General features: G+C 43.9%; 14 protein-coding genes. 10 read left to right on the top strand and 4 right to left on the bottom strand.

The annotated features are described in order from the left end of the window. Positions 1-109 precede the first annotated feature (109 nt). The 6 genes from M886_RS04710 to M886_RS04680 all read left to right on the top strand — a co-directional run bounded on the left by M886_RS04710 (position 110) and on the right by M886_RS04680 (position 5,556). A complete protein-coding gene (locus M886_RS04710) occupies positions 110-1,384 on the top strand; it encodes a YcaO-related McrA-glycine thioamidation protein (protein ID WP_048050736.1) in 1,275 nt (424 codons plus the stop codon). 75 nt (positions 1,385-1,459) lie between these two features. After that, the gene (locus tag M886_RS04705) at positions 1,460-2,125 is read left to right on the top strand and encodes a TfuA-related McrA-glycine thioamidation protein (protein ID WP_235203868.1); all 666 of its coding nucleotides are present in this window, start codon (positions 1,460-1,462) and stop codon (positions 2,123-2,125) included. A 726-nt stretch (positions 2,126-2,851) separates the two neighbouring features. Next, the gene (locus tag M886_RS04700; RefSeq protein ID WP_015411836.1) at positions 2,852-3,346 is read left to right on the top strand and encodes a universal stress protein; all 495 of its coding nucleotides are present in this window, start codon (positions 2,852-2,854) and stop codon (positions 3,344-3,346) included. 118 nt (positions 3,347-3,464) lie between these two features. Continuing rightward, positions 3,465-3,917: a universal stress protein gene (locus tag M886_RS04695; RefSeq protein ID WP_048037167.1), complete on the top strand. Its 453-nt coding sequence runs from the start codon at positions 3,465-3,467 to the stop codon at positions 3,915-3,917. 176 nt (positions 3,918-4,093) lie between these two features. Further along, positions 4,094-5,056 (top strand): universal stress protein, encoded by a 963-nt coding sequence (locus tag M886_RS19455; protein WP_200880713.1) that lies wholly within the window; start codon positions 4,094-4,096, stop codon positions 5,054-5,056. A 62-nt stretch (positions 5,057-5,118) separates the two neighbouring features. Continuing rightward, on the top strand, positions 5,119-5,556 hold the full coding sequence (locus tag M886_RS04680; protein ID WP_048037168.1) for a universal stress protein: 438 nt from the start codon (positions 5,119-5,121) through the stop codon (positions 5,554-5,556). A gap of 55 nt (positions 5,557-5,611) precedes the next feature. Here the strand turns inward: M886_RS04680 and M886_RS04675 are convergent, their stop codons facing one another. The 3 genes from M886_RS04675 to M886_RS04665 all read right to left on the bottom strand — a co-directional run bounded on the left by M886_RS04675 (position 5,612) and on the right by M886_RS04665 (position 7,834). After that, positions 5,612-6,592, bottom strand: coding sequence for a radical SAM protein (locus M886_RS04675; protein ID WP_015411833.1), 981 nt, complete (start codon positions 6,590-6,592; stop codon positions 5,612-5,614). A gap of 188 nt (positions 6,593-6,780) precedes the next feature. Further along, positions 6,781-7,173, bottom strand: coding sequence for a DUF5320 domain-containing protein (locus M886_RS04670; RefSeq protein WP_048050735.1), 393 nt, complete (start codon positions 7,171-7,173; stop codon positions 6,781-6,783). 166 nt (positions 7,174-7,339) lie between these two features. Continuing rightward, positions 7,340-7,834, bottom strand: coding sequence for a DUF134 domain-containing protein (locus tag M886_RS04665; RefSeq protein ID WP_048037188.1), 495 nt, complete (start codon positions 7,832-7,834; stop codon positions 7,340-7,342). Between the two features lie 469 nt (positions 7,835-8,303). Here M886_RS04665 and M886_RS04660 point away from each other — a divergent pair, with 469 nt between their 5' ends. Continuing rightward, on the top strand, positions 8,304-9,044 hold the full coding sequence (locus tag M886_RS04660) for a hypothetical protein (RefSeq protein WP_048050734.1): 741 nt from the start codon (positions 8,304-8,306) through the stop codon (positions 9,042-9,044). Positions 9,045-9,327: 283 nt separating this feature from the next. Here M886_RS04660 and M886_RS04655 read toward each other — a convergent pair whose 3' ends face one another. Further along, a complete protein-coding gene (locus tag M886_RS04655) occupies positions 9,328-9,555 on the bottom strand; it encodes a hypothetical protein (protein WP_011033392.1) in 228 nt (75 codons plus the stop codon). 78 nt (positions 9,556-9,633) lie between these two features. Between M886_RS04655 and pylS the strand changes: the two genes are divergently transcribed. From pylS to pylC, 3 genes are all read left to right on the top strand, one after another. After that, on the top strand, positions 9,634-10,998 hold the full coding sequence (gene pylS, locus M886_RS04650; RefSeq protein ID WP_048050733.1) for a pyrrolysine--tRNA(Pyl) ligase: 1,365 nt from the start codon (positions 9,634-9,636) through the stop codon (positions 10,996-10,998). A 235-nt stretch (positions 10,999-11,233) separates the two neighbouring features. Beyond that, entirely contained in the window at positions 11,234-12,283 is a 1,050-nt protein-coding gene (pylB, locus tag M886_RS04645) for a methylornithine synthase PylB (RefSeq protein ID WP_048050732.1), read from the top strand. Continuing rightward, entirely contained in the window at positions 12,261-13,340 is a 1,080-nt protein-coding gene (gene pylC, locus M886_RS04640; RefSeq protein ID WP_048050731.1) for a 3-methylornithine--L-lysine ligase PylC, read from the top strand. Before pylB ends, pylC begins: the two co-directional genes overlap by 23 nt. Positions 13,341-13,357: the final 17 nt, after the last annotated feature.

Genomic DNA, 13,357 nt, shown 5'->3' with positions numbered 1-13,357 from the left:
CCGTTTATCAGGATAAATCCCCCAGCAACATATATGAAAAACCTTTTGAAAAGATCCATAATCCTGAAAAATCACAAAATATATAACAAAAAATGAGAAGGTTTTAATCATGCCCGAGATAAAAATTGACAGGTCTCTTTCATACATCGAAGGCACGCAGCGCGTGTACGATGAAGCCACCACTCTCGAAAACACAAAAAACCAGATAAAAAAGATAGGAGTTACCCGAATCGCAGATATCACAAACCTGGACAGGTTAGGGGTCCCAATATTTTCTTCTATTCGCCCCAGTGCAGCTCCGGGAGCGATAAGCATCTACTCAGGCAAAGGTTCAACCGAACAGAGAGCCCGAATTTCAGCAATAATGGAAAGTTTTGAGCGCTGCCTGGCAGAAAGGCCCGGCCTGAACGCAAACATTGCAGGCGATATTTCAGCTCCTGCTCTTGTTGAATCTTACCTGAACGCCAGGGAAAACTATGTTACTCTTGACCCGGGCTCCCTTCTCCTTTCCCAACCTTATAACCCGAGTTCTCTTCTTGAGTGGGTAGGAGCATACGACCTCCTGAATAAAGAAGAAGTCTTTGTGAGCGCAAACGCGGTATACCACCCGTATGATTCTCCGGGGCAGTGCCAGAAACTTTTCCTGAGTAATACCAACGGGCTGGCTTCAGGAAATGTACTTGAGGAAGCTATCCTCCACGGGCTGCTTGAAGTTATAGAAAGGGATGCAATCAGTACAGCTCAGTTTACCCGTGACCTTGGAAAAGAGATCGTGCTTACCGAAGAAGACGGATACCTGTACGAGCTTTCCAGAAAATTCAAAGACTCAGGAATAGACCTCAAAATCTGGCTTGTCCCGACAGACACAGGAATTCCTACAATTATTGCGGCAACTGATGATGTAAAACTGAAAGATCCGGCCCTGCTTGTCATGGGGGCAGGCTCCCACCTTAAGCCCGAGATAGCGGTTGCAAGAGCGATAACCGAAGCTGCGCAGTCAAGGGTTGTCCAGATTCAGGGCGCAAGAGAAGATACTGATAGAGAAGGATTTATCCGCAGTGTAGGCTACGACCGCATGAAGCGCCTTAACTGGTTCTGGTTCGAGGAAGGAGAAAAGATTTCCCTCTCCGAAGTTCAGGACATCTCTAAAAGGAGCCCTGCAGAAAACATTGGCGTGATCCTTGAAAAGCTGAAGGGCCTTACGGAAAAAGTGCTCGTTGTTGATCTTTCAAGAGAAGAAGTCGCAGTGCCTGTAGTAAGAGTAATCATTCCGGGCTTTGAGCTCTTCACAATAGACCGTGACCGCAAAGGAAAAAGGCTTGCTGCCGGAAAGAAGAAAGAAATTCCAAGAAACAAAAACGATAAGCCCTGGAAAAGAAGATAAAGCCTCTGAAAAGGAAATAAAACTGTAAAAAGGAAGATAAATCCCTGAAAAGAAGATAAAGCTGTGGAAAATGAAATGGAAGAAAAAGCAGTCATTTTTACCGGAAACAGCATAAGCCATGAGGACGCAAAAAAAATTCTCCTGGCTAATTACCAGCCCCCTGTGCGCAGGTTCCAGCTTGAAAAATTTATCCAGCAGGGGTATAAGGTCATGGGAATTATAGATGGAATTTTCTTTGACCGGGCTGCAGTAGGGCACAGAGAAATAATTTCTGCCCTTAACGCAGGAGTGAGGGTTGTGGGTGGTGCAAGCATGGGGGCACTCAGGGCTTCTGAACTTGATACACACGGGATGATCGGCGTAGGAAAGGTCTATGAATGGTACAGGGACGGTGTAATTGAATCTGATGACGAGGTTGCCGTCAGCACCAACCCTGAAACCTTTGAACCCATTTCCGTGCCGCTGGTAAACATAAGAGAGACCCTTAAAGCTGCTCTGGGTGCCGGAATTTTAAGCGAAAAAGAATATGAGGATCTTCTTGAGCTTGCAATCAGTACCTATTACCCTGACCGCAGCTATCTCGGGCTTACGAAAGAAGGGGCTAAAAAAGGTCTCATCTCTGAAGAAAAAAGGAAACTACTACTTGACTTTTGCATTAACAGTGAAGTCGATGTAAAAAAACGGGATGCAGTTCTTGTGATTGAGACTGTAAAAAGGCTTGTCGAAGAGACTGAGGTTTAAAACCTGCTAAAGCTTCCCCAAATTAGCGTCCTCAAATTAGCGGTTTACCCTTCCAGACCCCGGTTACCTTGTGGAGGAATAGAGCTGTAAGGTTGTCACAGATATGAGCAGCGTGGCAATAACAAAAATCCCTTCCTGAAGATTTCTCCGATGTCTGGTACTTAGATGATCTGGCACTTTTACCTATCAGACATTACGCAGTTTAAAGAGAAATCAACAGCTCTAGCCCCCTAACTGTCTGAAATTCGTGTTTAACTGAATAGACAGTCTTAAAAGCAAAAAAATAATAAAAAATAATAAAAATAGGTTTTTTAAGAGTAATATTTAAACCTTTTTCTTCATTTAAACCTTTTTCTTCTCCAATTATCTCAACGTCTATTCTACACTTTATTTGTTATGTTCTACACTTTATTTATTATATTCTACACTTTATTTGTTATGTTCTACACTTTATTTATTATATTCTTAGACATATACTTTTTACCGTTATAGACGCTTCTTCTTTCCTTAAGAAATTAGATGAAAATTATTAATATGAACACATCAATAATCAGATAGGGAATAAAATGCGGTAGTCAGAGCATAGAGAGTAAGCTTGAAGAATTCTGATCGTGACCTGTGGCTCTGAAATTACTGGGAAAAAACATAGGCCTGTAAAGAGGATGAAAATCCGGGATACAGGAGCACAAATTTAGAAACAATAAATCAAGAACATGAGGAGTAAGCATGGAAGGAAACATTGAGATGAAATCCAGACCGCGAAGACAGATACTGATCGCTACCGACGGTTCAGAGACCGCAAACGAAGCCGCAGATTTCGGGATAGAAATGGTTGGGTGCAGCGGGGCAAAAATATTTGCCCTGTATGTTATTGATGTAACACCCTACCGCTCAGTTTCGCTGGATAAAATCTGGTCAAAAGAAACTCTTGATGAATTCGAGAAAGCGGGGCATGAAGCAACCGCTTATATAGAGAAAATTGGAAAAGCTGCCGGAGTGGAAGTCGAAACCAGGGTGCTTAAAGGACATCCGGCTGAAAAGATTATAAGTTTTGCAGAGGACAACAATATCGATATGATCATAGTTGGTTCTCTTGGAAAAGGCGGATATGAGCGCGTTGTGCTCGGAAGCGTGTCTGAAAAAATTGTAAGGCACTCAAAAGTCCCGGTTCTGGTTGTCCGGGAAAAGCACAAAAGAGACAAAAAGTTGATACAGGCATAATAGGAACCTGAACAGATAAAAGAGGCAGCCTGATACTTTTCAGAAAAAACCTGTTTAAGATCAGGTTGCTTAATTAAATAATCGGTTTAATTTGGGGTAAACCGGGAGGAAGAGGGGTATGGAGAGAGATCTTTACAAAAAGATCCTGATTGCTACTGACGGTTCGGAGAACGGGGCGCAGGCAATAAACGCAGGAATGGAAATTGCAAGGCTGAGCCAGGGTAAAGTCTACGCTCTTTATGTTATTGATAACACATGTTATCCAGCCGAAAGAAGTGACCCGAGATGGAAAACAGCTATGGAAGAGCAGTTTAAGACATTCGGGCTTGAACTGACAGCAATGGTCGAAGAAGCTGCAAAAGTAGCAGGCGTAGATGTCGAATTCGTAACCAGGGAAGGACATCCTGCCGAAAAGATCCTCGATTTTGCAGAAAAAAAGTCAGTTGATATGATTGTCGTTGGTTCTCTGGGAAAAACCGATGTCGAACGCTTTCTTCTTGGCAGCGTATCCGAAAAGGTCGTCAGGAATGCAAAAGTTCCGGTACTTGTCGTGCATGGGAAAAGGAATTGAAAGGCGCGGAAATTCCCGGGCAGCAGGAAAAGAGCTCAAGAAACTGATGTTTTGAATGTAGCTTTTAAGCGATTAACCTGGTTTCCGGTTATAAAAGCAATTATAATAATCCGAATTGGATAAGAAGCAGGGGTCTGGTACCAGCCCGAATAAAAATCCAGAATGGGGGGATTAGTATGGATGGAGATAATGAGGAATTTAAACCACAAAGAAAAATCCTGATCGCTACAGACGGTTCGGAAGCCTCTGAAAAAGCGGCGGACTTCGGGATAGAAACCCTGAGATCCGGGGGAGCAAAGGTCTATGCCGTATATGTGATCGATACAGGTTCTTATGGCCCGGTTACGGCAGACGACAAGCGGTCAAAAAAAATCGAGCGCCTTGAGGGGATAGGGAATAAAGCAACCTCTTATATTGAGGAAAAAGCAAAAGCTGCCGGATTGGAAGCCGAATCCGCAGTGCTCAGCGGGAAACCTGCTGAAGAAATAGTGAACTTTGCAGACGAGCAAAAAGTTGACATGATCATCGTGGGCTCACTTGGAAAAGGCGGAATTAAGCGTTTTATGCTTGGAAGCGTATCCGAAAAAGTTGTGAGGCGCGCAAAAATTCCGGTCCTTGTTGTCAGGAAACACAAAGGAGAAAAACCGCACAGGCAGATTCTGATCGCTACAGACGGCTCAAAAATTACTGAAAAAGCAGTAGACTGCGGGATAGAAATTGCAAAGCTGAATGGGTCAAAGGTCTATGCCGCGTATGTTATCGATACAACTTCCTGTGACCCTAATTTAATGGACGAAGATTGGGCGCAGAAGATATATGAGCAGTTTGAAAAAACCGGGTATGGAGCAGTTTCTTATGCTGTAGAGAAAGCAAAAGCTGCCGGATTGGAAGCTGAGTCCGTAATGCTTAGAGGAAATCCGGCTGAACAAATAGTGGATTTTGCAGAAAAGCAGAAGGTTGGCATGATTGTCGTGGGCTCGCTTGGAAAAAGTGGATCTGAGCAGTTCTCGATTGGAAGCATATCTGCAAAAGTCTTAAGGAACGCCAGCGTCCCAGTACTTGTCGTACGCGATATTTATGAGTTCGTTGAGGTTTTCCACCGCTGTCAGAAGAGTCCCGAAGTCCTGGCACCGCAGTAAGATAAAAAGAACAGTGAAAAAAAGGGACCCGAAATCAGGAGAGTTCTCTAAGGGGATACAATATGAAACGAAATCCTTATAGGAAAATTCTACTTGCAATAGACGGCTCGGAAAACTCAAAAAGCGCAGCCTGTTCAGGGCTTGAAATTGCAAAAAGTACCGGAGCAGAGATCTATGCCGTATATGTAGCAGGTGTTTCCTGCTGTTCTCCTATTATGCCTGAAAGTTATGACTGGGAGATAGGAAAAGAGGGAAGTGAAGCCGTTGCCGAGATAGAAGAACTGGGAAAAGAAATAAATGTAAAGGTAAACCCTGTCCTTCTGCAGGGGTATCCTGCTCAGGAAATTCTGGAATTTGCAGAAAAAAATGATATTGATATGATTGTCATGGGGACACAGGGAAAAACCGGAATTGACCGGTTCCTCCTTGGAGGTGTTACGGAAAAAGTTGTAAGAAATTCAAAAGCGGAAGTGCTGGTCGTACGCTCTCCCTGCCCCTGAAAAATAGATAAATTTTCTTAATGGAAAAATTTCCTTTTTTGTTTCCGTACTTAATTCATTTTGCCCTGTAATATTCCCTGTTTTTGGAACCTATTTCCTCTATTTTGCCTTCATCAAGCAATTTTTCGAGGGCAGGGCGGAGACTTTCAGGGTCTGTGTTCAGTCCCTGCCATGTCTGTTCAAAGGTACAGGGCCTCCTGAGGAGAAGGGCATAGACTTCCTCTTCCAGGTCCCGGTGTAAAACTTTTGCCTTTTTCTTTTTGCCCTTTAAAACCAGCCTTACTTTTTCAGCTCCAAACTCTGATATAAAGCGGTCAGCAATTTTCCTTAACCTTTCCTCTGATACAGGGTTTACCCATTTTTCTGCAGGAGGGCGGCTGATAGTCAGGACTTCGATCTCATCAGGGCATATGTACCTGATTGTTTTTATCAAGCTCTCGACCTCTTCATCAGTGCTGTTTAGAGGCTCCCCTGTTTCACTCTCAAGGAACATAACCTCAAGTGCAAGCTTTTTTTCATCACCGGCTTTTGCAAGTTCCCTTAAGCCCTCAATTATTTCCTGAAAATTTATGCAGGGAGCAGGTCTGTGTATCTTTCTCCAGGTTTTTTCGATTCCTGAAACTAGGGTAGCAACAACCAGGTCTGCCTGAGACAGATTCTTCCGTACATCCTCTCTTCCCATAAGGGAAGAATTCGTTATCACACAGACAGGAACTCCGCTTATTTCCCTTATACTCTGGATCATCTCTCCCAGAGAAAGGTTAAGAGAAGGTTCGCAGGTCCCTGAAAAAGTGATATAGTCAAGTCCCTCAACATCTTTATAGAACTTCTCGAAGCTTTCAGAGACTTCTTTCGGGGTTACTGCTTCTTTAACATCTTCAGGACTTCCGAGTTTTAACTCAACGTGTCCGAGCTGGCAGTAAATGCAGTCATAATTACAGTTTTTTTTCGAAACTGTGTTCTTTATTACATCTATTCCCAGGGATCTGCCAAGCCTTCTGGAAAGAATTGGTCCGTAAACGATTCTTGATTTCATTTTTTACTCTTCCTTTCAAAAAAATCTGGGCCCAAAAATCAGAAAATCTGGAAAGAGAATAGCGGCAAATCAGCAGGAAACCCTTCCATTTTCCAGTCCGAAATTCATTTTTTCAAACTCATTTATGAATTCAGAACCCACCGGTAACCATCGAGTTAATGAACTCATTCCTGAATTTATACATTAATTTATTTCTTTTCATCGATTTTCGGGGGCTGCTGGGTTTTCAAACTTTCTATAAACGCCTCAAATTCCTGTTTCAGAGCCCTGATCCTGTTCTCAAAGAATTCGATATTTGATTCCGTGCTGGACTGAGAAGTTTCTGGATAATAGTATCCCGGGTGTTCATTCCTGGAAAAAAAACCTCGACCTCTTTCGAGACCAGAATTTCTCCTGCACCGGAAACCACGGCCTGTTCCTCGTCCCATACTGCGTCCGCCGGCTCCACGGCTAAACATCCGGCCTGTACCCGCCTGACCTCCTGTAGTATAACCCGGACTGTCACTGCCTGAGCAGTGTCCCATAGCCCGTCCTGTCTTTGATCCCTGTCCCATCGGACCTGTTCTGTCTCCGTGTGGCATTATTTTCAACTCCTTTCATTGTAATGTTAATATACCATAAATATTTAGCAAGTCGTGGTTGTCTGGTAAAAATCTTTAAATGATTCTGAAAACGATTTAAAATAGAGCAACAGAAAAACAATGTCTGTGCCTTTCTCCCACTCTATTTTCCAGACCACCTTTTAATTCATTTCCTGACCATAGGGCTTCCGCATTTCTCACACTTCACCTGGCTGCAGCTGACTCCCGGAGTATGGGGAGTTTCATATCCGCAGGCGGGACATATGCAGTTTCCTTCGGGTCCGCCGAACCGGCCTCCCCGACCTTTTCCCTGCCCGCGACCTCTTCCGCCGCCAGCCGGACCCTGCCTTGCAGGACCTGTTCCGTCTCCTCTTGGCATTCTATAATCTCCTCCTTCAATTCTGATCGCTTTTCCATGTACAAGCGCATCAGTTACTTTTTCAAGTGCTTTTTTCAGAGCCCTCTGAAAAGTGGACTGGTGAATCTCCATACGAGCCGCAGCCTCGGTCTGGGAAAGGTTTTCCAGAAAGCTGAGCCTCATGGCCTCGAGTTCGTCGATAGTCAACAGAATCTCTTCGGAAATTTCACTTTCGGAACTGAAAGGCCTGAATTGCCTTTCCGGATGTTCGAAATCCACCATTCGTCTTTTTCTGGGGCGCATAGTTATGCATAATAATGCAAAATATATATAGTTTTCCATCCATTCAGGCTTCAGCTTAAAATGAGTTTCGAAAGAAAAAAGCGAAACATGCCAGTTAAGACACATAAAAACACATAAAACCCAGATCATAGAGATGTAAGCAACTTTTTCCAGGTGCTCTTTTAAGTGTACTTTGAAAGCAGGCTGATAAACACCCATAAAGGCTTCAGCCTCAGTCGAGACAGATTTTTCAGAAAACTGAACTTCATGGTTTAAGTTCACCTTCTTTGAGGGTGTCCGGAAGGGGAACTCTCTTCTAGATTTTCAGATCTGAAATGTCTCAGCTGGTGTTCAAAATTTACCGTCTTTCTCCGGATGTATTATTATGCATTATTATGCAAAAATCCTACATATAATTTACCCCGGTGTCTTCTTCTAATAAGATAGGCAAGAAACAGAATCAAAAAATCATGAGGTCAGGTATTAATAGATGAAGCCTGAAAAGCACCGTAAAATGTTAAGCAATCTGGAACTCAATATCGTAAAAAATGGCTTCTCATGGCTTTCTTCCCGGCAAATTGAACCAGTAAAGGAACTTGCAAGCACAGTGACGGCTCATGCGTTATGGGAGCTCAAAAACCCGTATGTTACCCGCCTGATCCTTAAAAAAGAATGTGATTCCTGGGATTCTTCGATACGGGATACGGCAAGAGCATGTTCAGCCCTTTCAACTGAAGGGATCGTATTCAGGGCATCGGAGAAGTGGCTTCTTTCCAGAAAAAAAGGAAGCTCGTGGAACGAAGATGTCTACGATACTGCTTATAGCCTTGGAGCCCTTGCTGATATGGAGGTTCCTGACATTGAAGGCTGTAACTGGCTATATGAAAATTACGGTCCCGCATGGGAACAGGCAGGCACCACATCCCTTATAATCTCAGCCCTTAAAAAACAGGAGAAACTGACAGGAAACAGGGAATTTGAAAAGTTTATCCGCGAAAGGGCTGAATGGGTCCTTTCAAAAAGAGGGCAGGACGGAGGCTGGGAACATATCTCTACAAGCAACCTGGCAATTCAGGCACTTATCCTTGCTGGCTTCAAAAAAGAACTTGAAATCTCTATCCGCTGGCTTCTTGGAAAAGTCCATGAAAGCGGAGCCTGGGGAAACAAAGAAGACGACATAAATGCGACAGCCCTTACCCTGAGCACGCTCGGGATGTATGAAAAGACTTGAACAGGAAAACTTGATTTATTTTTCTGTCCATTTTATTTTTTATCCGGAGATTTTATTCGCCTCCTTCATCCGAATTTTTCGAGAGAACCTGTAAAATGGCTTCACGGTTAAATTTTTATAAATATCTGCCGACGTGAAACTGTTTTCCAAAAACTATAAATTGAAAGAGGAAATTTTGGTAAGTTTTTACCAATAAACATATATACTAAATAATATCATTTTATCATATCAATTAAGATTGCTATAGAGAAAAAAACAACCAAGGGATCATTATTCTATTTTATCAAGGAGGAAACCTGATCATGTAGATCGAATGGACTCTAAATCCGTTCAGCCGGGTTAGATTCCCGGGGTTTCCGCCACGTTTCTGAATCCCGGAATGGCACTTGCATAACATTCCACTGAGATTTTTTATAGAATCAGGAAGGGTTTTCCAGAGTCTATAAACTGTTTTTATCTCCTGGGGTATCCACCTCTTTTCCGGGTAGCTGTCAGCAATTGCTGGCTCCACGCTTATGTTCCGTAAGCCGGGGTTCTGAATACTGTTCTTGGAAATTATCCGGGTTTTAGTTCACCGAGGGGTAACACTATGGATAAAAAACCACTAGACACTCTGATATCTGCAACCGGGCTCTGGATGTCCAGGACCGGAACAATTCATAAAATAAAACACCACGAAGTCTCTCGAAGCAAAATCTATATTGAAATGGCATGCGGAGACCACCTTGTTGTAAACAACTCCAGGAGCAGCAGGACTGCAAGAGCGCTCAGGCACCACAAATACAGGAAGACCTGCAAACGCTGCAGGGTTTCGGATGAGGATCTCAATAAGTTCCTCACAAAGGCAAACGAAGACCAGACAAGCGTAAAAGTCAAGGTCGTTTCTGCCCCTACCAGAACGAAAAAGGCAATGCCAAAATCCGTTGCGAGAGCCCCGAAACCTCTTGAGAATACAGAAGCGGCACAGGCTCAACCTTCTGGATCTAAATTTTTACCTGCGATACCGGTTTCCACCCAGGAGTCAGTTTCTGTCCCGGCATCTGTTTCTGCATCAATATCAAGCATTTCTACAGGAGCAACTGCATCCGCACTGGTAAAAGGGAATACGAACCCCATTACATCCATGTCTGCCCCTGTTCAGGCAAGTGCTCCCGCACTTACGAAGAGCCAGACTGACAGGCTTGAAGGCCTGTTAAACCCAAAAGATGAGATTTCCCTGAATTCCGGAAAGCCTTTCAGGGAGCTTGAGTCCGAATTGCTCTTTCGCAGAAAAAAAGACTTGCAGCAGATCTACGCGGAAGAAAGGGAGAATTATCTGGGGAAACTCGAGCGTGAAATTACCAGGTTCTTTGTGGACAGGGGTTTTCTGGAAATAAAATCCCCGATCCTGATCCCTCTTGAGTATATCGAAAGGATGGGCATTGATAATGATACCGAACTTTCAAAACAGATCTTCAGGGTTGACAAGAACTTCTGCCTGAGGCCCATGCTTGCTCCAAACCTTTACAACTACCTGCGCAAGCTTGACAGGGTCCTGCCTGATCCAATAAAAATTTTTGAAATAGGCCCATGCTACAGGAAAGAGTCCGACGGCAAAGAACACCTCGAAGAGTTTACTATGCTGAACTTCTGCCAGATGGGATCGGGATGCACACGGGAAAATCTTGAAAGCATAATTACGGACTTCCTGAACCACCTGGGAATTGATTTCAAGATCGTAGGCGATTCCTGCATGGTCTATGGGGATACCCTTGATGTAATGCACGGAGACCTGGAACTTTCCTCTGCAGTAGTCGGGCCCATACCACTTGACCGGGAATGGGGTATTGATAAACCCTGGATAGGGGCAGGTTTCGGGCTCGAACGCCTTCTAAAGGTTAAACACGACTTTAAAAATATCAAGCGAGCTGCAAGGTCCGAGTCTTACTATAACGGGATTTCTACCAACCTGTAATAATCCTGGACCATGTAAGACACATCTAAAGATTCTCTGAAAAGCTGGAAGTATCAGAAGAAAAGTACCAGACCGGCAAAAATGGCGATAAATGATGATATAACTGGAAATAATCAAAAACCTTAATTCCGGGACTTAAAATGGCAAAAAGGTCCGGATGGGGCTGACGCGAAAGGAATTTGAAAGTAAGGTTATAAGGATAAAAAAAATTGTAAATCTATGAGAGGGTGAAAGTTTGATCCAGAAAATGGCAACCGAAGAACTTGACAGGTTCGGGGAGAAAATTATTGAAGGTTTTAAATTGTCTGATGATGACCTCAGGGCTCTTCTTTCTCTTGAATTCGAAGAAGAGCTGGAAAAGCTTTACTATGTAGCTCGAAAGGTCAGAAACTATTATTTCGGCAACAGGGTGTTTCTTAACTGTTTTATTTATTTCTCAACTTATTGTAAAAACCAGTGCTCTTTTTGCTACTATAACTGTAAAAACGAAATTAACCGCTACCGCCTGACCGGTGAAGAGGTTAAAGAGATGTGCAAATCCCTGAAAGGCGCAGGCTTTCACATGATCGACCTGACAATGGGAGAGGATCCCTATTACTATGATGACCCTGACCGCTTCGTTGAACTTGTCAGGACAGTAAAAGAAGAACTCGGGCTTCCAATAATGATTTCTCCAGGAGTCATGGATAACGGCACCCTCCTGAAAGCCAGGGAAAAAGGAGCAAATTTCTTTGCCCTTTATCAGGAGACTTATGACCGCGAACTTTATGGAAAGCTGAGGGTAGGTCAGTCCTTCGAAGGAAGGTTTAATGCCCGCAGGTTCGCAAAAGAACAGGGGTACTGTATAGAAGACGGCATTCTTACCGGCGTAGGAAATGATATCGAATCAACTCTTATATCCCTGAAGGGGATGAAAGCAAACAATCCTGATATGGTGAGGGTAATGACTTTTCTGCCTCAGGAAGGAACTCCGCTTGAAGGTTTCAGCGATAGTTCAAAGCTTTCGGAGCTGAAAATCATAGCGATTCTCAGGCTCATGTTTCCTGAATGCCTGATACCGGCTTCTCTTGACCTTGAAGGCATAGACGGCATGGTGCACCGTTTAAATGCCGGAGCAAATATTGTAACCTCCATCCTCCCCGATTCACGCCTGGAAGGGGTTGCCAATTACGACCGCGGCATGGAAGAGAGGGACAGGGACGTTACAAGCGTTGTCAAAAGGCTGAAGGTTATGGGAATGGAACCTGCGCCGCAGGCTGAGTTTGAGAGAGTCCTGGGGTGCTAGCCTGAAAACAATATGCCTTATAGGCGGGAAGCTGCAGGGCTTCGAGGCTGCATACCTATCTAAGAAAGCCGGAATGAAAGTGCTTGTAATAGACAAAAACCCGCAGGCGCTTATAAGGAATTATGCGGATGAGTTCCAGTGTTTCAACATAACGGAAGAGCCGGAAAAACTCGTCGCGATATCAAAAAATGTTGATGCCATACTGCCGGTAAATGAAAACCTTGAATGTATAGAATTTCTAAATTCTATAAAAGAAAAATTCTCCTGCCCGGTACTTTTCGATTTTGAAGCTTACAGGATCAGCAGGGATAAGAGAAAATCAAAAGAATACTTCGCATCCATAGGAACCCCGACCCCTCAGGACAAACCGTCTGAACCACCTTATTTTGTAAAGCCTCCCTGCGAAAGCAGCAGTGTGGGAGCGAGAATAATCTATGACGGGAAAGAGCTTAAAGAGCTTGAGCCCGGGATGCTCATAGAAGAATACGTTGAAGGGGAAGTGGTCTCACTTGAGGTCATAGGGGATGGAAATAATTTTGCTGTGGTAAAGGAAACCCTTGTACATATCGATGACACCTATGACTGCCATATGGTGACCCCTCTCCCTCTAGACCCTTCCTTCAGGGAACTATCCTACTCCCTTGCAGCAAACCTGCCCTTAAAAGGAATTATGGACGTGGAAGCGATTTCCGGCCCCCTGGGGTTAAAAGTTATTGAGATAGATGCCCGTTTCCCGAGCCAGACTCCGACTGCGGTCTATTATTCTTCCGGGATCAACCTCATAGAACTCCTGTTCCGAGCTTTTAATGGAGGCATAGAAGAGATCAAAACTCTCCCTGAAGACAGGTACTGCATTTACGAACATCTCATGCTTGCAGAAAATGGAGTACTTATCCCTGTGGGAGAACAGGTTCTGTCCATGGGAAATGATTACGGCAATTATTATGAAGAACCCGGAATAGAGATTTTCCTGTGCAAAGGAGAGAACCCTGTATTCACCCTGGTTTTCTGGGGCAGAGACAGGGAAGAAGCTGAAGCTAGTGTCATGGCAACTTAATTTTGAGTCATTATTAT

This window comes from Methanosarcina soligelidi (genome assembly GCF_000744315.1).
Classification (GTDB): Archaea; Halobacteriota; Methanosarcinia; order Methanosarcinales; family Methanosarcinaceae; genus Methanosarcina; species Methanosarcina mazei.
This window is presented reverse-complemented; position numbering and strand designations above follow the sequence as displayed.